Annotated in this window: 19 protein-coding genes; 15 read left to right on the forward strand and 4 right to left on the reverse strand. The window is 74.2% G+C overall.

Annotation, left to right across the window (positions count from 1 at the left end; all coding sequences use genetic code 11):
* The first annotated feature begins 2 nt into the window (after positions 1-2).
* The 10 genes from ABZ899_RS29740 to ABZ899_RS29785 all read left to right on the forward strand — a co-directional run bounded on the left by ABZ899_RS29740 (position 3) and on the right by ABZ899_RS29785 (position 11057).
* A complete protein-coding gene (locus tag ABZ899_RS29740; RefSeq protein WP_361351806.1) occupies positions 3-1457 on the forward strand; it encodes a SulP family inorganic anion transporter in 1455 nt (484 codons plus the stop codon).
* Between the two features lie 98 nt (positions 1458-1555).
* On the forward strand, positions 1556-2497 hold the full coding sequence (locus ABZ899_RS29745; RefSeq protein ID WP_361351809.1) for a slipin family protein: 942 nt from the start codon (positions 1556-1558) through the stop codon (positions 2495-2497).
* Between the two features lie 93 nt (positions 2498-2590).
* Positions 2591-3988 carry an alkaline phosphatase PhoX gene (locus tag ABZ899_RS29750; RefSeq protein WP_361351812.1) on the forward strand — a complete coding sequence of 466 codons (1398 nt, stop codon included), beginning with the start codon at positions 2591-2593 and terminating at the stop codon, positions 3986-3988.
* Positions 3989-4104: 116 nt separating this feature from the next.
* Entirely contained in the window at positions 4105-4965 is an 861-nt protein-coding gene (locus ABZ899_RS29755) for a polysaccharide deacetylase family protein (RefSeq protein WP_361351814.1), read from the forward strand.
* An 18-nt stretch (positions 4966-4983) separates the two neighbouring features.
* The gene (locus ABZ899_RS29760; protein ID WP_361351817.1) at positions 4984-5163 is read left to right on the forward strand and encodes a hypothetical protein; all 180 of its coding nucleotides are present in this window, start codon (positions 4984-4986) and stop codon (positions 5161-5163) included.
* A 66-nt stretch (positions 5164-5229) separates the two neighbouring features.
* Positions 5230-5961: a peptidyl-tRNA hydrolase gene (locus ABZ899_RS29765; protein ID WP_361351820.1), complete on the forward strand. Its 732-nt coding sequence runs from the start codon at positions 5230-5232 to the stop codon at positions 5959-5961.
* Between the two features lie 168 nt (positions 5962-6129).
* Positions 6130-7437 (forward strand): DUF692 domain-containing protein, encoded by a 1308-nt coding sequence (locus ABZ899_RS29770; RefSeq protein WP_361351823.1) that lies wholly within the window; start codon positions 6130-6132, stop codon positions 7435-7437.
* Positions 7438-7581: 144 nt separating this feature from the next.
* Positions 7582-8391, forward strand: coding sequence for a DUF4142 domain-containing protein (locus tag ABZ899_RS29775; protein WP_361351826.1), 810 nt, complete (start codon positions 7582-7584; stop codon positions 8389-8391).
* A 102-nt stretch (positions 8392-8493) separates the two neighbouring features.
* Positions 8494-9309, forward strand: a complete 816-nt coding sequence (locus tag ABZ899_RS29780; protein WP_361351829.1) for a TIGR04222 domain-containing membrane protein — start codon at positions 8494-8496, stop codon at positions 9307-9309.
* 104 nt (positions 9310-9413) lie between these two features.
* On the forward strand, positions 9414-11057 hold the full coding sequence (locus tag ABZ899_RS29785) for an alpha/beta hydrolase (RefSeq protein ID WP_361351832.1): 1644 nt from the start codon (positions 9414-9416) through the stop codon (positions 11055-11057).
* 68 nt (positions 11058-11125) lie between these two features.
* Here ABZ899_RS29785 and hemQ read toward each other — a convergent pair whose 3' ends face one another.
* Entirely contained in the window at positions 11126-11857 is a 732-nt protein-coding gene (gene hemQ / locus ABZ899_RS29790; RefSeq protein ID WP_361351835.1) for a hydrogen peroxide-dependent heme synthase, read from the reverse strand.
* Between the two features lie 5 nt (positions 11858-11862).
* Positions 11863-13344, reverse strand: coding sequence for a protoporphyrinogen oxidase (gene hemG, locus ABZ899_RS29795; RefSeq protein ID WP_361351838.1), 1482 nt, complete (start codon positions 13342-13344; stop codon positions 11863-11865).
* A 187-nt stretch (positions 13345-13531) separates the two neighbouring features.
* On the opposite strand from hemG, the gene ABZ899_RS29800 reads away from it, so the two are divergent.
* Together ABZ899_RS29800 and ABZ899_RS29805 are read left to right on the forward strand one after the other, a co-directional pair.
* Positions 13532-14527 (forward strand): DUF4349 domain-containing protein, encoded by a 996-nt coding sequence (locus ABZ899_RS29800; RefSeq protein ID WP_361351840.1) that lies wholly within the window; start codon positions 13532-13534, stop codon positions 14525-14527.
* A 27-nt stretch (positions 14528-14554) separates the two neighbouring features.
* Positions 14555-15952 carry an FAD-dependent oxidoreductase gene (locus ABZ899_RS29805; RefSeq protein WP_361351843.1) on the forward strand — a complete coding sequence of 466 codons (1398 nt, stop codon included), beginning with the start codon at positions 14555-14557 and terminating at the stop codon, positions 15950-15952.
* A gap of 20 nt (positions 15953-15972) precedes the next feature.
* Here the strand turns inward: ABZ899_RS29805 and ABZ899_RS29810 are convergent, their stop codons facing one another.
* Entirely contained in the window at positions 15973-16296 is a 324-nt protein-coding gene (locus ABZ899_RS29810) for a hypothetical protein (RefSeq protein ID WP_361351846.1), read from the reverse strand.
* A gap of 125 nt (positions 16297-16421) precedes the next feature.
* On the opposite strand from ABZ899_RS29810, the gene ABZ899_RS29815 reads away from it, so the two are divergent.
* On the forward strand, positions 16422-17240 hold the full coding sequence (locus ABZ899_RS29815; RefSeq protein WP_361351849.1) for a rhomboid family intramembrane serine protease: 819 nt from the start codon (positions 16422-16424) through the stop codon (positions 17238-17240).
* Positions 17241-17288: 48 nt separating this feature from the next.
* Here ABZ899_RS29815 and hemE read toward each other — a convergent pair whose 3' ends face one another.
* Positions 17289-18344, reverse strand: coding sequence for a uroporphyrinogen decarboxylase (hemE, locus tag ABZ899_RS29820; protein ID WP_361351852.1), 1056 nt, complete (start codon positions 18342-18344; stop codon positions 17289-17291).
* 105 nt (positions 18345-18449) lie between these two features.
* On the opposite strand from hemE, the gene ABZ899_RS29825 reads away from it, so the two are divergent.
* Positions 18450-19127 (forward strand): DUF3000 domain-containing protein, encoded by a 678-nt coding sequence (locus ABZ899_RS29825; RefSeq protein ID WP_361351855.1) that lies wholly within the window; start codon positions 18450-18452, stop codon positions 19125-19127.
* Positions 19128-19356: 229 nt separating this feature from the next.
* Complete coding sequence (locus tag ABZ899_RS29830; protein ID WP_055621971.1) at positions 19357-20019, forward strand: response regulator transcription factor; 663 nt, start codon at positions 19357-19359, stop codon at positions 20017-20019.
* The last annotated feature ends 248 nt before the right edge of the window (positions 20020-20267 follow it).

The following is a 20267-nucleotide window of genomic DNA, read 5'->3' on the forward strand; positions in this document are numbered from 1 at the left end:
GCATGCCCGCGTTCCCCCACATACGGAAGGACCTGGCCGCCTCCCTGGTCGTGTTCCTGGTCGCGCTGCCGCTGTGCGTCGGGGTGGCCGTCGCCTCCGGGGTCCCCGCCGAGCTCGGGCTCGTCACCGGGATCGTCGGCGGCGTCGTCACCGGCCTGATGCGCGGCAGCAGTCTGCAGGTCTCCGGTCCCGCCGCCGGTCTGACCGTGCTGGTCCTGGAGGCGGTGCGGGAGTTCGGGCTGCCGGTCCTCGGGGTCCTGGTGCTCGCCACCGGTCTGCTCCAGATCCTCATGGGCGCCCTGCGGCTGGGCCGCTGGTTCCGGGCCATCTCGGTCTCCGTCGTCGAGGGCATGCTGGCCGGGATCGGTCTCGTGCTGATCGCCGGGCAGCTCTACTCGGTCGCCGACGCCGAGGCGCCCGCCTCGGGCACCGAGCGGATCGCCGGGCTGCCCGGCACGCTCGCCCGGGCAGCCGGCGACGCGGAGACGCTGGCCGCGATCGGGCTGGGCGCCGGCACCGTCGCGGTCCTGGTGCTGTGGCCGCGGATGCCGCGCCGGGTGCGCGCGGTCCCCGGTCCGCTCGCGGCCGTCGCGCTGGCGACGGCGGCCGCGGCCGCCCTCTCGCTGCCGGTCGCGACCGTCGAGGTCGAGGGCCTGCTGGGCGCGGTCCAGCCGCCGGGCGCGGACGCCCTCGCCGACCTGGCCGACCCGGCGGTCTGCGCCACGATCGTCGCCTTCACGCTGATCGCCTCCGCCGAGTCGCTGTTCAGCGCCGCGGCCGTGGACCGGATGCACGACGGTCCCCGCACCCGCTACGACCAGGAGCTGATGGCGCAGGGCACGGGCAACACCGTCTGCGGACTGCTGGGCGCCCTTCCGATGACGGCGGTCATCGTGCGCAGCTCCGCCAATGTGCGGGCCGGGGCGCGGACCCGGGCGGCACGTGTCCTGCACGGCGTGTGGCTGCTGGTGTTCGCGGCGCTGCTGCCGGCCACGCTGGGGCTGCTGCCGCTGCCCGCGCTGGCCGGTGTCCTGCTGCACGCGGGCTGGCGGCTGATCCCGTTCCGGGGGCTGCTGACGCTGTGGCGGCGTGAGCGGGGCGAGGCGCTGATCCTCGTCGCCACGGCGGTGTCGATCGTCGCGCTGAACATGTTCGAGGGCGTGCTGGTCGGTCTCGCCCTGTCGGTGGCCAAGGCCGCCTGGGATGCCTCGCACGTACGGCTGGAGGTGCGGGACCTGGGCGCCGGACCGGTCCGGGCGCAGTTGTCGGGCAACGCGACCTTCCTGCGGCTGCCGAAGATACTCGACAGCCTGGAGGCCCTGCCGCAGGACCGCCCGGTGGAGCTCGACCTGTCCGGCCTGCACCACCTCGACCACGCCTGCCGTACGGCCCTGGAGAGCTGGGCCGAACGGCACAGCGCGGCGGGCACCACGCCGGTACGCCTCACCGCGCGCTGACCCCCGCCCGCCGGTCCGGCGCACTGATGGCCCCGGACCGGTGGACGGGCATATCGTGGCAGGGATGTGCGAACAGGCCTCTGAGCGAGGAGGTCGACATGGTCGAGGAGCTGCTGGGCGCCGCCGCCGGAGTGGCCGCCGCCGGAGCCGTCTACGTGGCCGCCGCGGCCCGTGTCGTCAAGCAGTACGAGCGCGGGGTGGTGCTGCGGCTGGGGCGGCTCGCCGGGGATGTGCGGCCTCCGGGATTCACGATGATCGTTCCGTTCGTGGACCGGCTGCACAAGATCAACATGCAGATCGTCACGCTGCCGGTGCCGGGCCAGGAGGGCATCACCCGCGACAACGTGACCGTGCGGGTGGACGCGGTCGTGTACTTCAAGGTGGTCGACGCCGCGAGCGCCCTGATCACGGTCGAGGACTACAAGTACGCGGTCTCGCAGATGGCGCAGACGTCGCTGCGCTCGATCATCGGCAAGAGCGACCTGGACGACCTGCTCTCCAACCGGGAGAAGCTCAACCAGGGCCTGGAGCTGATGATCGACAGCCCGGCGATCGGCTGGGGCGTGCAGGTGGACCGCGTCGAGATCAAGGACGTGTCCCTGCCGGAGTCGATGAAGCGCTCCATGGCCCGCCAGGCGGAGGCGGACCGTGAGCGGCGGGCCCGCATCATCAACGCGGACGCCGAGTTCCAGGCCTCCCGGAAGCTGGCCGACGCCGCCCGCCAGATGGCCGAGACCCCCTCCGCGCTCCAGCTGCGGCTGCTGCAGACGGTGATGGCGGTGGCCGCGGAGAAGAACTCGACGCTGGTCCTGCCGATCCCGGTGGAGCTGCTGCGCTTCCTGGAGCGGGGCGAGGACCACGGGGAGCGCCAGGCGCCCGCGGCCGCAGGCCGCCCGGCCGAGGACCCTCCGGAGGCCGTCGAACCGTCGAAGGCCGTGGACCCGTCGAAGACCGATCCGCCGAAGGCCGTGGAGCCGCCACCGGAGCGTGAGGTCGAACGGACGATCGACGACATCATCGGTGACGCGCAAGGGAAGTGACACGAGCTACACGCGTGGTTCCCGCGAGTCCCGCCAGGTGATAGACACGGCTGGGTCACAGTTCCTGTCCGCCAGCAGGAAGGTCGTCCCCCCATGTCCACAACCGCGTCCGCACCCGGCGGCTCCGGCTCGACCCGCCGTCAGCTCCTTGCCCGTACCGGCGCGTTGGGCGTCTCCATCGCCTTCGCCGGCAATGTCACCGAACTCTTCACCGGCACCGCCGCCGCCCAGAACCTGGGTCACTCCGGTTACGGCCCGCTGGTCCCCGACCCGAACGGCCTGCTCGACCTGCCGGAAGGTTTCTCCTACCGGGTGCTCTCCCGCGAGGGCGACCAGCTCCGCTCCGGTGAGGGCAGGGTCCCCTCCCACCACGACGGCATGTCCGCCTTCGCCGCCCGCTCCGGCCGCGTCCATCTGGTCCGCAACCACGAGAACCGCGCGAACGCCGCGATCGCCGTCCCCACCGTCGACGGCCTGACCTACGACCCGGCGGGCAAGGGCGGCTGTACGGCGCTGACCCTGGACCGGCACAACCACGTGCTGTCCGAGCGGGTCGCCATCGCCGGCACCGCCGTCAACTGCGCGGGCGGCCCGACTCCTTGGGGCACCTGGCTGACCTGCGAGGAGACCGAGGACCGGGCCGGCACCAACGGCTACACCAAGGACCACGGCTTCATCTTCGAGGTCGACCCCGGCAATCCGCACCGCTCGGGCGCGGTCCCGCTCACCGCCATGGGCCGCTTCCAGCACGAGGCCGTCGCGGTCGACCCCAAGCGCGGGATCGTCTACGAGACCGAGGACGCGTTCGAGCGGCCCTTCGGGCTGTTCTACCGCTTCCTGCCCGAACGGCCGCAGGGCGGTCTCGGCTCGCTGCGCGCCGGTGGGCGCCTGCAGGCCATGCGGGTGCCGGGCGTGCCGGACCTGTCCACGACCCAGGAGACGGGCACCACCTTCGACCGGATCGAGTGGGTGGACGTGCCCGACCCGCTCGCCGCCGGAACGCCGATCCGCTTCCAGGACTTCGGCCCGAAGGGCATCACCCACGCGCAGAAGCTCGAGGGCTGCTACTGGGGCGGGCGGTCGGTGTACTTCGTCTCCTCCTTCGCCCGCCGCTCGGACGGCTCGGCGGCGGACCACTACGGGCAGATCTGGCGTTACGACCCCACCGAGCGCCGGCTCACCCTGGTGATCGTCTTCGGCCCCGACACGGACGTCCAGCTCCCCGGCGAGTCCCCGGACAACATCTGCCTCGCCCCGAGCGGCGGCCTGATGGTGTGCGAGGACGGCAACGGCGCCCAGCACGTCTTCGGCGTGACCCGGCGCGGGGAGGTGTACGCGATGGCGCGCAACGCCCAGAACCTCAACACCCCGCAGGAGCCGGAGTGGGGCGAGTTCGCCGGCGTCACCTTCTCCCCCGACGGCGACACGATGTACGTCAACTGCTACGACCCCGGGACGACGTTCGCGGTGACGGGACCCTGGCGCCGCTGACCCGGCGGACCCGGCCGGGCGCCGCGCGGCGGCCTCCGCCGACCGGCCGGGTGACTCCGGCCCGGCGCCCCCGCCGGCGGACCGGAATGTCCATCTGATCCTCATATCGTCGAGCGGTGATCACTCGCGTCCGGCGCATCGCCGCCGTCTGCGCCCTCGGCACGGCGCTCACCGCACTCGCCGCGTGCTCGGCACCGCAACCGGTCCGCGCGCCCCGCGCCACCCCCGGCTCCGCCGTCGCCTCCGCCTCGCCCGCGGCCGGGCCGCCGACCCTCGCCCCCGGCCCGGCCGGCCTGACCCCGGTCTTCGAGCACGGCCCCCGCACCGGCGACCGGGCCGTCGCGCTGACCTTCGACGCCGACATGACCGCCGACCAGGGCCCGCGCGCGGCGCGGGGCGAGCGGTTCGACAACCCGGGGCTGATCGCGGCCCTGCGGGAGCTGAAGGTGCCGGCCACCGTGTTCATGACGGGCCGGTGGGCCGAGCAGTATCCGCGGCAGGCCCGCTCCCTCGGCCGGGACCCCCTCTTCGAGATCGCCAACCACTCCTACAGCCACTACGCCTTCACCGAGGACTGCTACGGCCTGCCGACCGTGGACGAGGAGCGGATGCGCACGGACATGGAGCGGGCCTACGCGGCCTTCCGCAGGGCCGGCGTCCGCGGTGCGATGCCGTACTTCCGTTTCCCCGGCGGCTGCCACGACGAACGGGCGCTGCGGGCGCTGACCCCGGCCGGTGTCACGGCCGTGCAGTGGGACGTGGTGAGCGGGGACGCGTTCGCCACGGACGCCGGCGCCGTCGCCCGGGACGTCCTGGACGAGGTGCGGGCCGGGTCCGTGGTCGTGCTGCACTGCACGCTGAGCGCGGCCCCGACGACCGAGCGCGTGGTGCGCGAGGTGGTGCCGGAGCTGCGCCGCAAGGGCTTCCGGCTGGTGCGGGTGTCCGAGCTGATCGGCGCCTCGGGCGGCCGCCGCTGACCGTTCTACGCTGGAGGCATGAGCGAGGACTATTGCACGATCGCCGACGTGGTGAAGCCGCCGAAGGCGGACGGGCCGCCGTACGCGGAGTGCGTGCTGTGCCGGGAGCCGACGGAGTACCCGCAGGCGTACAAGGGCATCACGCTCTGCCCGGTCTGCGAGTGGCAGGAGGCGCAGCGCACGGCCTGCTCCGGCTGACCGCGCGGGGCGTACGGGTGCCGGCGGCGTCGTCGGTCCGCGCGCCGGGTTGGCAGACTGGAGCGTGTGAACAGTGAGCCCACGCCCTCCGGTGACAGCCCCTTCCGCTCCGAGTCGGAGGCGCGCGACAGCGCCCCGCAGTTCGTCCTGCCCCTGGTCGTACGCATCGAGCGTGCCGCTCCCCCGGCCCGCACCGACGCGCTGGAGACGTCGGCGCGCGCCGTCCTGGTGTTCCTGAGCGACGAGCGCTCCCTCGGCGAGGGCGAGTGGGCCCAAGCCGTCCGGGACTGGGAGGACGCGCGGATCCGCAAGGTCGTGCGGCGGGCGCGGGGCGCCGAGTGGCGGCGCGTCCAGGAGCTGCCCGGCGTCACCGTCACCGGCAAGTCCGCCGAGGTGCGGGTCTTCCCGCCGGTCCCGCTGGACGGCTGGCCCAGGGATCTGGCGAAGCTCCAGGTCTCCGGCACCGACCTCGACGACCCGGAGCCGCCCCTGCCCGCCGGTCCCGCCGAGCCCGTGCTGTGGCTCAACCCCGACCTCGCCATGTCGGCCGGCAAGGCGATGGCGCAGACCGGGCACGCGGCACAGCTCGCCTGGTGGGAGCTGCCGGACGCGGACCGGGACGCCTGGCGCGCGGCGGGGTTCCCGCTGGCCGTGCGGACCGCGGACCCGGCGCGCTGGCGCGAGCTGACGGAGTCCGGCCTGCCGCTGGTGCGGGACGCCGGGTTCACGGAGATCGCGCCGGGCTCCTGCACCGTCGTCGCCGACCACCCGGCGCTGCGCCGCCCGCCCGGCGCCTGAACATCCCCGGCGTCCCCCGCGTACGGGACGGGGGCGGCGAACCTCAAATGTTGCTCTGAAGGTGGCACCGCGAGGGTTCGGGCGGGTCCGCGCGGGGCCATACCCCGGGCACGTCCGGCACGCCCGGGGAGGCGGACGGCGGACCGGCACGAGGTGGAGGTGGGGACGATGGTGCGGCTGGGGACCGGGATCGGATGGCGTCCGGAGATCGCGGACGCCGTGGAGCGCATGCCGGGCATCGACTGGGTCGAGACGGTCGCCGAGAACGTCTGCCCCGGACACCTCCCGGAGTCGCTGCTGCGGCTGCGGGAGCGCGGGGTGACCGTGGTCCCGCACGGCGTCTCCCTCGGCCTGGGCGGCGCCGAACGGCCCGACGAGGGGCGGCTGACCGCGCTCGCCGAGCGGGCGCGGGCGCTGGGCTCGCCGCTGGTCACCGAGCACATCGCGTTCGTCCGGGCGGGCGGCGCGCTGACCGCGTCCCCGCGCCTGGAGGCGGGGCACCTCCTGCCGGTGCCGCGCACCCGGGACGCCCTGGACGTGCTGTGCGAGAACGTGCGGATCGCGCAGGACGCGCTGCCGGTGCCGCTCGCCGTGGAGAACATCGCGGCGCTGTTCTCCTGGCCCGGTGAGGAGATGACGGAGGGCCAGTTCCTGTACGAGCTGGCCGACCGCACCGGCGTCCGGCTGCTCATCGACGTGGCCAACCTGCACACCAACCACGTCAACCGGGGCGAGGATCCCGCCAGGGCGCTCGCCGAACTGCCGCTGGAGGCCATCGCGTACGTGCATGTCGCGGGCGGCTTCGAGCGCGACGGGGTCTGGCACGACAGCCACGCCCACCCGGTGCCGCGGCCGGTCCTCGACATCCTGACGGACCTCGCGTCCCGGGTGTCCCCGGCGGGGGTGCTGCTGGAGCGGGACGAGAACTTCCCCGAGCCGGCGGAGCTGGAGCGGGAGCTGGAGACCATCCGGGAGGCGCTGGCGACGGGCGGGGCCCGGCGGGCGGCGGCCCCGGCGGAGCCGGCGCGGACGGGGTCTCCCGGGGTCGCCGTGGCCCCCGCGCCGGTCCGGGAGCGCCTGGCGCTGGCGCAGACGGCGCTGCTGTCCGCCCTCGTCGCGGGGACCCCCGCGCCGGAGGGCTTCGACCGGGTGCGGCTCGGGGTGCAGGCGCGGGCGCTCGCCGGGAAGCGGGCGGACGTGTTGGCCAAGGTGGCACCCGAACTGCCGGTGATCCTCGGGGACGGCTACCGGCCGGCGTTCCTCGCGTACGCGCAGCGGCACCCGATGACCGGCGGCTACCGGCGGGACGCGCTGGACTTCGCGGGGCACCTGCTGGACGAAGGACGGCTGGCGGACGCGGACGCCCGGGCGGAGCTGCGGGAGTGGTGGCTGGAGCGGTCGGGTCCGAAGCCGCGCTCGCGCCGCCCCGCGGTACGGCTGGCGCGGGCCACGCGCCGGGTACTGCTGCGCCGCTGACGGCCGCCCGGCCCGCCTTCGGGCGCTTCCTCCCCGTACGCCGGACTCCGTGACGGCCGGCGGCGGTCCGCGTGGGCTCGAAGTACTATGCCCATCCCATCCCCGAAGCGCACTGACGTGCGGTGCCGCAGCAGGAGGCACCCCATGCGACCGCGACCTCCCCTCAAGGGCCGAGGCATCCTCAGCGGCACCGGTCTCATCGTCACGGGCCTGGTGGCCACCCTCGCGGCGATGATCCTGCCGATCTGGTCGTACGCCGACCGGGCGGGGACCGGGCTCGCCGTGCTCGACGCCCAGAGCGTCACGACCGGCTACGGCCCCCTGTTGGCCCTCGACCGCGACTTCATCACGAAGGTCCGGCTCGCGGGCCTGTGGGAGCTGCCCGCCGGCCGGCTGGCCCAGCAGAAGGGCACCACCGACGCCGTGCGGACCGCCGGGCGGCACCTCGTCGAGGGGCACACGTTCCTCGACGACCGGGTACGCGACGTGGCGGCCGAACTCGGCCTCCAGCTGCCCGACGAGCCCACGGAGCAGCAGCGCGGGTGGCTGAGTGAACTGAGCGGGGCCGAAGGCACCGAGTTCGACCGGAAGTTCGCCAACATCCTGCGGCTGGCGCACGGCAAGGTGTTCACGGTCGTGGCCGAGGTGCGGGCCGGCACCCGCAACTCGCTGGTCCGCAAGCTGGCCGACGACGCCAACACCACCGTCCTGGACCACATCACGGTCCTGGAGGCCACCGGTCACGTCGACTACGAGGCGCTGGCCCGGGACCTGGCCGCCGGCAGCACGCCTCCGCTCGTCCCCTCTCCCGCCCCGCCCGGCCCGGTCGCCGACCCGTCCCCGGCGGTGCCGGCGAACCCGGATCCGTCGCCGACGTACTCGCTGCCGCCGGCGGCCAGCAGTCCGCGCCCGCGCACCACCCAGGAGCCGCAGGACGGTTCGGGCACCTCCTGACCGCCACCCGTCCCGATCCGGAATGTCGCAACCTCGCACAGCCGTGTCCGGATGGTGAACAAACCATGGCGCCACGCCGTGCTTCTGGCATAGAAAAACGGCATGTTCTGGGTCCTCCTCCTGCTGCTGGCCTGGGCCGTCGCCGGCACGGCCTGCACCCGGCTGTGCCTCGCCGCCGTACACGCCGCGGCCACGGACGTGAACGGCGCGCCCGCCGCCCGGCGGCACGATCTGACCCTGTACGAGGCGGCGTTCCTGTCCGGCGGCCCCCGCCGGGTCGCCGATCTGACCCTCGTCTCCATGGCCCGGCAGCGACGGCTGCTGCTCGCGCACACCGGGTGGGCGACGGTCGTCGATCCGCGCGGCCGCGACGAGATGGAGCGTTCGGTGATCGGGGCCATCGGACCCGAGGGCCAGTCGCGAATAGCTCCGGTGCGGGACGCGGCGGCCGCCGCCGACGCCGTCGGCAGCCTCGCCGACCGGCTGGTGGGCGCGGGCCTCGCCGTCCCCGACGGCCCGCGCCGCGACATCACGGCGGCGATCCGTCAGGTGCGGTTCGCCGCCCTGGCCGTGCCGGTGCTCGGCGCCCTGGCGCTGCTGACGCCCGGCCGCTCGGACATGCCGGGGGAGCTGGTCGCGCTCTGGTTCGCGCTGCCCCTGATCCTCGCCCTGAGCTGCCTGGCCATCGCCCGCGTCGAGATCTCCCCGTACGCCCAGTGGGCCTCCCCGGCCGGGCAGCGGCTGCTGAACTCCCTCGTCCGGCGCTCCCGCGACTCCGACGACCGCACCTTCCTGACCGCCGTCGCCGTGCGCGGGGTGCGGGCCGTCGGCGAGCCGGAGCTGCGGGCGGCCTTCGCGCACCGCGGCCCGGCGCACCGGACGGACCGTCACCGCGACGGCACGTCCGGGCTCGCGTGACGCATAGGGGGCATTGACGCCGACACCGGCGGGCGGTGCTTTACTTCCTCAACCAGCGAACGAAATATCCCTTCTGTTGCTGCCGTGCACCGAAGGGATACGCGATGCGAGCTGCCGCCCTCTATCCGGCCGCGGGGGCACTGCTCCTGACGACCCTGTCCGCAGCACCGGCAGGGGCCACCGGAGCCGCGCCCGGCTGGGGCGAGAGACACGGCACCGCGGTCGCCGCCCTGCGCGCCGAGACCGCCGGCATCGACTTCGGCGCCTGCCCCAAGAGCCAGGGCCTCCCGGAGAACGTGAAGTGCGGGACGGTGTCCGTCCCCCTCGACTACGCGCGCCCGTACGGCGAGCAGATCCGGCTCACCGTCAGCCGGGTGCGCGCCACCCACCGGGACCCGGGCAACAGCAAGCACCGGGTGCCGCGCAAGGGCGCCCTGGTCTACAACCCGGGCGGTCCGGGCGCCTCGGGACTGCACTTCCCGCTGATCGGGGTGCTGCCCGCGTGGAAGCGCCTGGCGGGCGCCTACGACCTGGTGGGCTACGCCCCGCGCGGAGTCGGTCCGTCCGCTCCCCTGTCCTGCCAGGACCCCGCGGAGCGCCTCAAGGCGCCGACCCTCGCGCCGGTCCACCCGTCCGAGGCGCACAAGAAGGAGCGCATCGCCCGGGCCAAGGCGTACGCGCGCGGCTGCGCCCGGCGCGCGGGCAGTGCGCTGCGGCACTACAACTCCCTGAACAACGCCCGCGACCTGGACGTTCTGCGCGCCGCGCTGGGCGAGCCGAAGCTGACGTTCATGGGCGCGTCGTACGGCACCTACTTCGGCGCGCTGTACGCGCACCTGTTCCCCACGCACGTGCGGCGCATGGTGTTCGACTCGGCGGTGAACCCGGACCCCGCGCAGATCTGGTACCACAACAACCTCGCCCAGTCGGTGGCGTTCGAGAGCCGCTGGGCGGACTTCCGGGAGTGGGTGGCCGAGCACCACGCCGACTACGGGCTGGGCCGCACCCCGGAGGCGGTGCTGCGCAGCTACGACAAGGCGCGGGCCCGGCTGGCCGCGAAGCCGGCCGGCGGGCGGATCGGTCCTGGGCAGTTGCAGGAGGCGTTCCTGCAGGCCGGCTACTACGACGACTACTGGCCCTCGCGCGCGCAGGCGCTGTCGGCGTATCTGAAGGGCGACTCCAAGCCGCTGGTGGAACTGGCGTCACCGGTGACGGAGGCGGCGGCCGAGGAGGAGAACACCAACGCCGTCTACACGGCCGTGGAGTGCAACGACGCGCCCTGGCCGACCGACTGGCGGGTCTGGGACCGGGACAACACGCGTCTGGCGCGGGTGGCGCCCTTCGAGACCTGGGACAACGCCTGGATGAACCTGCCGTGCGCGTTCTGGAAGGCGCCGCGGCAGCAGCCGGTGGACGTGCGGACCGGGCCGGGCGAGGTGCCCCCGATCCTGATCCTGGCGGCCGAGCGGGATGCGGCCACGCCGTACGACGGGGCGCTGGAGATGCACCGCCGGCTGGCCGGCTCGGTGCTGGTGACCGAGCGCAACGCCGGGACGCACGGCATCGCGTACGGGCCCAACGCGTGCGTCAACGCGCACGTCGACGCCTATCTGCTGGAAGGGCGGCTCCCGGCCCGCCGGGCGTCGTGCGAGGGGCGGCCGCAGCCCGAACCGCAGCGCGCGGACTCCCGCACGTCCAAGCGGCCGGCCGCGACGAAGCCGGGTGAGCGGCCGAAGGCCGCCGGCTGAGCGGCCACCGCATCACCGCACACGCACGGAGGCCCGGGGCGATCCCCCGGGCCTCCGTGCGTCGCGGGTCAGGCCAGTCCGGCGACCAGGTCCGCCACCGACTTGCGGCGGCCGGTGTAGAAGGGGACCTCCTCGCGGACGTGCTTGCGCGCCTCCGAGCCGCGCAGGTGACGCATCAGGTCGACGATGCGGTACAGCTCGTCGGCCTCGAACGCGAGGATCCACTCGTAGTCGCCGAGGGAGAAGGAGGCGACCGTGTTGGCGCGGACGTCGGGGTAGCCGCGGGCCATCTTGCCGTGGTCGGCGAGCATGCGGCGGCGGTCCTCGTCGGGCAGCAGGTACCAGTCGTAGGAGCGCACGAACGGGTACACGCTGACGTAGTCGCGGGGCGTCTCGTCGGCGAGGAACGCCGGGATGTGCGAGCGGTTGAACTCGGCGGGGCGGTGCAGCGCCATGTTCGACCAGACGGGCTCCAGGGCGCGGCCCAGCCTGGTGCGGCGGAAGAGGTTGTACGCCTCCTGGAGCTGGTCGCTGGTCTCCGCGTGCCACCAGATCATGACGTCGGCGTCGGCGCGCAGACCGGAGACGTCGTAGGTGCCGCGGACGGTCACGTCCTTGGCGGCGAGCTGGTCGAACAGCTCCTGCACCTCGTCGGCGTAGCCCGTGCGGTCCTCCGGGAGCACGTCCTTCAGCTTGAAGACCGACCAGAGGGTGTAGCGGATGACCTCGTTGAGGTCCTTGGCCAGCTTGCCCTTGTTCGGGATCCTGCCGGTCTCGGTGGTGGAGGCGTCGTCACTCATGTCCCTCATTCTCCCGCTCCTCCGTGCAGACTCTGCACCGGGTGGGCGGTGAGCTGCTGCACACCGCTCAGGTCTCCGGCCAGCTGGTCGGCCGCCGCGTAGGCGCTCGCGATACAGGCCGGGATGCCGACGCCGTCGTACGGGGCGCCGCACACGGCCAGGCCCGGGAGTTCGGCGACGCGCGCGCGGACGCGGGCCACGCGCGCGTGGTGGCCGACGGGGTACTGGGGCAGCCCGCCGGTCCAGCGGGTGACGCGGGTCTCCAGGGGCGTGGCGGCGAGGCCCGTCGCCTCCTGGAGGTCCCGCCGGGAGACGGCGACGAGGTCGGCGTCGTCGCGGGACAGGATCTCCGTCTCGCCGTACCGTCCGACGGAGGTGCGCAGCACCAGCACCTCCGGGTCCTCGTCGGCGATCCAGCCCCATTTGCGGGAGGCGAACGTCGACGCCTTGATGGTGCGGCCATCGACGGGCGGCACCAGGAAGCCGCTGCCGTCGGGGAGGGCGGCGGCGTCGGCGCGCCGGTAGGCCAGGGTGACCAGGGCCATCGAGGCGTACTCGACGGTGTCGAGCTCGGCGGCGGCCGCGGGGGCCTCGGCCCGCAGCAGGGCCGCGGCGGCCGGGGCGGGCACGGCGACGACGACGGCGTCGGCGCGCAGCACCCGGTCGCCGGCGACGACGCGCCATCCGGTGGGCCCCTCGCGGCGCAGTTCGGTGACCGGCGCGCCGGTGACGATCTCGCCGCCGCGCGCGCGGACGGACGCGGCGACGGCGAGCGGGAGCTGTCCGACGCCGCCCTCGATGCCCATGAACACCGGCCCGGTCTGCTGCCGGGCGGCGGCCGCGGCCTGGATCTCGCGCACGGCCCCGGTGAGCGAGTCGTGCGTCCGCGCGGCCTGGTAGAGCTGGGGGACGGCGGAGCGCAGCGAGATGCGGTAGGCGTCGCCCGCGTACACGCCGCCCAGCAGGGGTTCGACCAGGCGGTCGACGACCTCGGGGCCGAGGCGGGCCGCGACGTACGCGCCGACGGCGACGTCGTCGCCGACCTCGGTGCGCGGCAGGTCGGCGTCGCGCTCGATCCGGGCCAGGCCCTCCGGCGTGAGCAGGCCGGACAGGGCGGCCGCGGTGCCGGGGACGCCCATCACATGGCCCTTGGGCATGGGGCGCAGGGCGCCGCGGGTCCAGATCGACGCGGTCGCGGTGGCGGGCGGCTGGAGCTGCCCCGCGAGGCCCACCTCGCGGGCGAGGCCGACGGCCTCGGGACGGCGGGCGAGCATCGACTCGGCGCCGAGGTCCACGCGCACACCGGCGATCCGGCCGGGCAGCAGCTTGCCGCCGACGCGGTCCGACGCCTCGAGCACGGTGACGTCGCCGCCGCCGGCCAGCAGCCGGTGGGCGGCCGCCAGCCCGGCGATGCCGCCGCCGATGACGACGACCCGGCCGCCGGGTCCCGTGCGGGTCTTCTCGTGCTCCTCGGTGTGCTCGCGCATGATCCCACTCTCTCAAACGGCACGGGCACCCCCGCCAGGGTCGTACGGGCCACCCGCGCCGGGCCCGGTGTGCCCGCGCCGAGTCCCGACCGTGACCTCATCGGGACCGTACGCCGCCAACGTTCCGGCAGCCCCGGGCGTCGAAGAGGCGTCAGTCGTCCACGACGAACCCTCGGGGGCAGTCCACATGCGCGCACGCCGTTCCGCACGACCCGTCCAGGCCCTCGCCGGCCTCCTGCTGGCCACCGCGCTCGCGCTCACCGGATGCAGCGGCGCCGGCGACAGCGCCTCGTCCGAATCGGCGGCGGGCGATGCCGCGAAGTCGGACGCCAAGGGGGCCGCCCCGGGCGGCGCCGCCGACTCCGGGTCGGGCGGCGCGGCCCGCAGGCAGCCGTCCACGGCGCCCGAGGCCGCCACCCACATCATCCGCACCGCCTCGCTGACCGTGCGGGTCGACGACGTGCCCGAGGCGCTGGACGCGGCCCGCGCCGCGGTGGAGGACGCGGGCGGCTTCGTCGGCGAGGAGACCACCCGCCGGGACGGCGACGGCCACGAACGCACGCGCGTGGTCCTGCGGGTGCCGGTCGACCGGTACGCCGAGGTCCTCGACGACCTGGAGGGCACGGGGAAGCTCGTGGAGCGCAGCGCCAAGGCGCAGGACGTCACCGACCAGGTGGTCGACGTGGGGAGCCGCATCACCTCGCAGCGGGCCAGTGTGGCCCGGATCCGGGAGCTGATGGACCGCGCGACCAAGCTCAGCGACGTCGTGACGCTGGAGGGTGAGCTGAGCAGCCGGCAGGCCGACCTGGAGGCGCTGCTCGCCCAGCAGGCGTCCCTGAAGGACCGCGCCGGCCTCGCGACCATCGCCCTGTCCCTGTCGGAGACCCCGGTGAAGAAGGCGGCTCCCGGGGACGACGACCCGGGCTTCCTGGACGCGCTCGCGGGCGGCTGGGACGCGTTCGTGACGATGCTGCGCTGGCTGGCCGTGGTGTTCGGGGCCGTGCTGCCGTTCCTGGCGGTGGCGGCGCTGCTCGTGCTGCTGTGGGTGAAGGTCGTGCGGCCGCGCAGGCCGGCCCGGCCGGTGGTGCCGGACCCGCTGGGCGCGGTCGGGCCGCTGCCGACGGCCCGACCGGCGCCGGACGCCACGCGCGCGGGCGGCGAACAGGGTGGCGAGCGGCACTGAAATGCCCGGCCCCCGTAGCGTGTTCGCATGGACATGAGCGCTGCGCGGGGTGTACGGGAACGGCTGGTCGTGATCGGAGGCGACGCCGCGGGGATGTCCGCGGCGTCGCAGGCACGCCGGCTCAGGGACGCCGGGGACCTGGAGATCGTGGCCTTCGAACGCGGCCACTTCACCTCCTACTCGGCCTGCGGCATCCCGTACTGGGTGGGGGGTGACGTCGCCGGGCGCGAGGAGTTGATCGCGCGGACCGCCGAGGAGCACCGCGCGCGGGACATCGATCTGCGGCTGCGGACCGAGGTCGTCGAGATCGACGTGGCCGGGCGGCGGGTACGCGCGCGTGACCTCGCCTCCGGGGACGAGTCCTGGACGTCGTACGACAAGCTCGTGATCGCGACCGGGGCCCGGCCGGTCCGGCCCGACATGCCGGGCGCCGACGCGCCCGGGGTGCACGGGGTGCAGAGCCTCGACGACGGGCAGGCCCTGATCGACACGCTGTCGCGCACGCGGGGCCGGCGCGCGGTGGTGGTCGGCGCCGGGTACATCGGCGTGGAGATGGCCGAGGCCCTCATCAACCGCGGCTACGAGGTGACGGTCGTCAACCGGGGCAGCGAGCCCATGTCGACGCTGGACCCGGACATGGGCCGCCTGGTGCACGAGGCCATGGAGGGCCTCGGCATCACCATGGTGGGCGACACCGAGGTCACCAAGATCCTCACGGGCGACGACGGGCGCGTACGGGCCGTGGCCACCGAGGGCGCCGAGTACCCGGCGGACGTGGTCGTCCTGGGCCTCGGCGTCCGTCCGGAGACCACCCTGGCGCGCTCGGCGGGCCTGCCGCTGGGCCGGCACGGCGGACTCCTCACCGACCGGTCCCTGCGGGTGCGCGGCCACGCCGACATCTACGCCGGCGGCGACTGCGTGGAGGTCCTCGACCTGGTCTCCGGCCAGGAGCGCCATGTTCCGCTCGGCACCCACGCCAACAAGCACGGGCAGGTCATCGGCACCAACGTGGGCGGCGGGTACGCCACGTTCCCCGGGGTGGTCGGCACGGCCGTCAGCAAGGTGTGCGACCTGGAGATCGCCCGCACGGGCCTGCGCGAGAAGGACGCGCGCGGGGCGGGTCTGCGGTACGTCACCGCCACCATCGAGTCCACGAGCCGGGCCGGGTACTACCCGGGCGCCTCCCCCATGACGGTCAAGATGCTCGCCGAGCGCCGTACGGGACGGCTGCTCGGCGTGCAGATCGTCGGTCGGGAGGGCGCGGGCAAGCGGGTCGACATCGCGGCGGTGGCGCTGACGGCCGGGATGACGGTGGAGCAGATGACGTCACTGGACCTGGGGTACGCGCCGCCCTTCTCTCCGGTGTGGGACCCGGTCCTGGTGGCGGCCCGCAAGGCGTCCAAGGCGGTGCACGGCGTCTCCTGAGCCGGCGGCCGGGCGGCGGCTCACGCGCTGCCGTTGATCCTCTCGATGGCCTGCCGCGCCTGCTCGGCCGGCGGCCGCGAGGGCAGCGAGGACACGGACGCGCTGCTCGGCATGGCGGCGGGCTGCTCCCCCGCGGGCTTGGCGTGCGCGGCGGCGGGCCGCGCGGACCGCAGCCGGTGGCTGACCGCCTCGTCCAGCGTCACCGGCCGCTGCATCTGCGTCGCGAGACGCCCGGCGTCCTGGCCCAGCCGGGCCACGTCCTCCCACGGCAGCCGCAGCACCACGGCGATCTCGGCCTCCCCGTCGGGCAGTGCGTGAATCGGAGGAGTTACTCGGTCGCTCATCGCCTGTTCCTCACGTCGTCCCCGCGGCCCGCCTTCCCCGTGCCGCGGGCGGTTGCCGAGACATACGCAGCGGGACACGCCGGTGTTCACCGATTCGACGTAGCGATCGGGGGCAGATATCTGTCGTGGTCATCCCCGTCCATGACGTCAATCCCGTGAGCCGTACGCCCCATGTGACCTACGCGCTGCTCATCGCGAACGTCCTGGTCTTCCTCTTCATGCCCGGCGGCGCCGGCTCCGTGGCCGGGGAGGGCAGCCTGGCGCAGCTGTGCCATCTGCAGGCGTTCCTGGAGCAGTACGCGGCCGTCCCGCGGGAGCTGATCCACGGTCAGCTGCCCGGAGTGGTCCCCACGGGGGACGTCGCCGTCGGGCCGCACGGCCCGGGCTGTGTGATCGGCCCGCCGGACTACGACAAGTCCCCCGCGCTGTCGGTGTTCACCGCACTGTTCCTGCACGGCGGCTGGCTGCATCTGCTGGGCAACATGCTGTTCCTGCTGATCTTCGGCAACAACATCGAGGAACGCATGGGCCATGTGCGGTTCCTGCTGTTCTACGTCGTCTGCGGCTACGCGGCCTCGTACGGCTTCGCGCTGCTCAACGACGACTCGGCGGAACCGCTGATCGGCGCGTCCGGGGCCATCGCCGGGGTGCTGGGCGCCTATCTGGTGCTGTACCCGAGGGCCCGGGTGTGGGTCCTCGTGCCGTTCCTCGTCTTCCTGCCGCTGCGGCTGCCGGCGTGGCTGGTGCTCGGCTTCTGGTTCGTGCTCCAGGCCGTGTACTCCAACGGCGAGGGTGTCTCGGACGCGGGCACGGTGGCGTACGCGGCGCACGTCGTGGGCTTCCTGGCGGGCATGGCCATCGCGTGGCCGCTGCGCCCGGGGACGCCCCCGCCACCGGAGCCGCGCGGCCTGCTGTTCGGCCGGCGGGCGCGGCCCGGGTGGTGAGGGGGCGTCACACGGAGCGGTTCGGCGCGGGCCGGGGGCCCGGGAGGGTCAGACGGCCGTCCGGGTGTGGACGTACTCCACGAGCCGGGTCAGCGCGTCCGGGTCGGTGGACGGCATCACGCCGTGGCCGAGGTTGAAGACGTGCCCCTCCAGACCCGAGGCGGCGTCGAGGACCTCGCGGGCCTTCGTCTCCACGGCCTCGGTCCCGGCGAACAGCACGGTCGGGTCGAGGTTGCCCTGGAGCGCCTTGCCGGGGCCGACCCGGCGGACGGCCTCGTCGAGCGGGACGCGCCAGTCGACGCCGACGACGTCCGCGCCGGCCTCGCCCATGAGGCCCAGCAGTTCGCCGGTGCCGACGCCGAAGTGGATGCGCGGGACGCCGTATCCGGCGACCGCGTCGAAGACCTTCGCGGAGGCGGGCAGCACCGAGCGCCGGTAGTCGGCGGGGGCGAGTGCGCCGGCCCAGGAGTCGAAGAGCTGGACGGCGGAGGCGCCGGCCTCGATCTGCACCTTGAGGAAGGCGGCCGTGATCTCCGCGAGCCGGTCGAGCAGGTCGGCCCAGAGCTCCGGGTCGCCGTACATCATCGCCTTGGCGTTCTCGTAGGTGCGGGACGGACCGCCCTCGACGAGGTAGCTCGCGAGGGTGAAGGGCGCACCGGCGAAACCGATGAGCGGGGTGGTGCCCAGCTCGTCCGTCAGCAGGCCGATGGCCTCGGTGACGTAGGAGACGTCCTCGGGGGTGAGGTCGCGCAGCCGGGCCAGGTCGGCGCGGGTGCGCACGGGCTGCTCCACGACGGGGCCGACGCCCGGCTTGATGTCGAGGTCGATGCCGATGGCCTTGAGCGGGACGACGATGTCGCTGAAGTAGATCGCCGCGTCGACGCCGTGCCGGCGCACGGGCTGCAGGGTGATCTCGGTGACCAGGTCGGGACGCATGCAGGAGTCGAGCATTCCGATGCCCTGGCGGACCTTGCGGTACTCCGGCAGTGAGCGCCCGGCCTGCCGCATGAACCACACCGGTGTGTGCGGCACGGGCTCGCGCCGGCACGCCTTGAGGAAGGCGGAGTCGTACGGGGCGGAAGGCGGCGTCTGGTTGGCACTCACGGGCCCAAGTCTCGCACGGCCGGAGAGGGCCGGGGGCCGGGGGCGGCGGTGATCTCCGGGTGTCCCTCCCTGCACGCAGCCCGTGTTCCCCTTAATCTTCCCGGCATGGCTGCGGCTCAGGGAAGACTGTCGGACGGCACTGGCGGAGCGGATGACACGAAGGGCGGCGGAGAGGGGGACCGGAATGCGCGCAGTACGGCCCCGCCGGCCTTCCGCGCCGCGGTGGAGGCCCTGCGCGGCAGCCGGCTGCGCCCGCAGATCGAGGTGGAGCAGACCAAGGCGCCCCAGCGTCTCGCCCCCTTCGCGTACGCACTGGAGGCGACCGTCGTCGACGGCGACCAGGACCTGGCCGACGGCCGTCTCGTGCTGCTGCACGACCCGGACGGGCACGACGCCTGGCGGGGGACGTTCCGGCTGGTGACGCTGGTGCGCGCGGAGCTGGAGCCGGAGATGGCCGCGGATCCGCTGCTGCCCGAGGTGTGCTGGTCCTGGCTGACCGGCGCGCTCCAGGCGCGCGGGCTGTCGTACGGCGAGCCGAGCGGCACCGTGACCCGGGCGAGCTCCCACTACTTCGGGGGGCTGTCGGAGCGCCCGGCGGCCTCGCAGATCGAGATCCGCGCCTCCTGGACCCCGCGGGAGGGCCTGGGCGGCGTCCCCGACACGGCGGCCCATCTGACGTCGTGGTGCGATCTGCTCGCCCAGGTCGCGGGGCTGCCGCCGGCGGGTCCCGGGGACGCCTCGGTGGTGACGCTGCCGCAGCGCCGCGACCCGCAGGCACGCTGACGCGGGGGCGGACCGAGGGGTCCGGCCTGACCGTCACTTTGTCGATACGGCCACTTTCGGTCAGGAAACTGTCCGCGATCGAACCGATACCGGCCTCGAACGATCGACCACCTGTCCGAATTGCCCCAATTGTTACTCACTAAATCGTGATCTTTCCCTAAAGGGCCAGAGGTTTGGTGCCGAAGACGACTGTGACCTTGAAAGCCGTCCCCGCACCCCAGGAGGCCCGGTGTCCGTTCTCCTCGAGCAGCCCGCAAGCCTGGTCGCCTACCGCCCGAACAAGCCGACCGCCATGGTGGTCGTGGCCGATCCACGCGTCCGCTCCACCGTCACCCGCCACCTCTGGGCGCTCGGTGTGCGCGACGTCATCGAAGCCTCGTCCGTCGCGGAGGCTCGTCCCCGCATCGGCAACCCCCGCGACATCTGCGTCGCCGACGTCCACCTCCCCGACGGCTCCGGTCTCACCCTGCTGTCCGAGACCCGCGCCGCGGGCTGGCCGAACGGCCTCGCCCTCTCCGCCGCCGACGACATCGGCGCCGTACGCAACGCCCTGGCGGGCGGTGTGAAGGGCTACGTCGTCACCGGCACCCGCACCAACGTCGGGCTCCCCACCCGCCCCGGTGCCGCCCCCATCGGCTCCGCCGCCGCCCGTATGCACCGCCGCCACCCGGGTGCCCCGAGCCACCCGGGCGGCTACCGCGAACTGTCCGGCCGTGAGGTCGAGGTCCTGCGACTGGTGGCGGAGGGCCAGTCGAACAAGGCCATCGGCGTCTCGATGGGCCTGTCCGCCCTGACCGTCAAGAGCCACCTCGCCCGCATCGCCCGCAAGCTCGGCACCGGTGACCGCGCCGGCATGGTCGCCGTGGCCCTGCGGACCGGCATCATCCACTGAGCCTCCACCCGTCCGGCCGACCCGCCCGCCCGTCCACCGAGGCGAACGGCTCCCTCCCCCTCCCTCCCGTCCCCCACCTTGGTCGCGAACCCGCTCCCTCACCGGACTGACTGGTTTACGACCCCCCGGCGCCTGCCGACGGAACGTTCCGTCGGCCACCGAGCCGGCGCCGGGCACCTCCGCGAAGCGCACCGCCGTCACGGGTGACTGGCGGCGCTCGCGGGAGGCGTTCCTGCTGGACGCGGGCC

The organism is Streptomyces sp. NPDC046859, assembly GCF_040645135.1.
In the GTDB taxonomy this organism is placed as follows: domain Bacteria; phylum Actinomycetota; class Actinomycetes; order Streptomycetales; family Streptomycetaceae; genus Streptomyces.